A 1,416-nucleotide genomic window follows, 5' to 3' on the forward strand; every position below is an offset into this window, starting at 1 on the left:
GCCATAGATTATACTGTTTGTTCCGCCGCGTTAAGAAAAACTGCAGCGTCCCGTGGGGCCGACGCTTTGCGATTGTCGCATCGTCGCGGTACTAAATGGAATCACATTCAACGGAATCGACGCATCACTGCGTCGGAAAGTAATTCTACGATGACGCCTTCTGGTCAAAAGATCTGCCTGTCAATGATCGTCAAGAACGAAGCGCCAGTCATCCGGCGCTGCCTCGACTCAGTACGGGCAATTATTGATCATTGGGTCATTGTGGATACGGGTTCAACCGATGGAACGCAGGACATCATTCGTGCCGCCCTGGCCGATGTTCCGGGCACTTTGCTGGAGCGTCCATGGGTCGATTTTGGTCATAACCGTACGGAAGCGCTCGAACTCGCGCGACCACATGGGGACTACACGCTCGTCATCGATGCCGACGACGAGCTGATTGCCGCGCACGGTGGGACGGCGCTTCCAGTCAACTACAAAATGCCAGATCTGGATGCTCCAGGGTACACCCTACAAATTCACGACACCACGATGCGGTACCCACGGACGCAGCTTTTCAAGAATGCGTTGCCCTGGCGTTATCGAGGCGTCCTGCACGAGTTTGCAGAATGTGAGGAGCTGGTCTGGACTGACACGTCGTTGCCGCTCGCAATGCGACGGGGGCACGATGGCGCGCGGCGTCGCGATGAGAGCACGTATGCACGGGACGCTGAGATTTTCGAAAAAGCTCTAAAGATTGAAAAAGATCCATATCTATTGTCGCGCTATATGTACTATCTAGCAAATAGTTATCGTGACTGCGGCGAAAAACGTAAAGCTTTGCAGGCCTACCTCAACCGTACGACCATGGGGTTTTGGGAGGAGGAAATCTACATCAGTTATCTGGGCGCTGCCCTTTTGATGGACAATCTTGACGAGCCATTTGATGAAGTTATTTCCTGCTTCGATAAAGCTATCGCAATCAACCCCCGCCGAGTTGAGGCAGTCTATTACGTCAGCCGATATTGCCAGGACAAAAAACGCTACGTCGAAGCGTACCATTATGCCGAATCGGGGCTTGAGTTATCAGCGCCAACGGACGGGCTTTTTGTTCAGCACTGGATGTATAACTATGGATTGCGGGATAAGTTTTCTGTGATCGCTTTTAACACAGGACAGTATCGAGCCTGTCTTTCCGCATGTATCAGCGTACTCGGATGCCCAGAATTTCCCCACGAGGAACGCCAACAACGTGTTGAGATCGCGCGAAAAGCGCTTGCCAAGATGGTCGATCCTGCTTGGGGCGCCAACCATTCATCTTATAGCGCGGTCTATAGCCCGGACTGGTGATCCGATTCAGAGAGTCCATGAAGTTCTGATGATATGGCCAGAACTTCCTATCATTTTACGATTTAATTTTAGAAAACGATGTATATA

Annotated in this window: 1 protein-coding gene; it reads left to right on the plus strand. The window is 51.4% G+C overall.

The window, feature by feature from the left end:
• The coding region (locus tag FV233_RS29455) for a glycosyltransferase (protein WP_348642259.1) at nt 1–1,329 on the plus strand (1,329 nt) is incomplete at its 5' end.
• Nucleotides 1,330–1,416: the final 87 nt, after the last annotated feature.

The organism is Methylobacterium sp. WL7, from assembly GCF_008040085.1.
Classification (GTDB): Bacteria; Pseudomonadota; Alphaproteobacteria; order Rhizobiales; family Beijerinckiaceae; genus Methylobacterium; species Methylobacterium mesophilicum.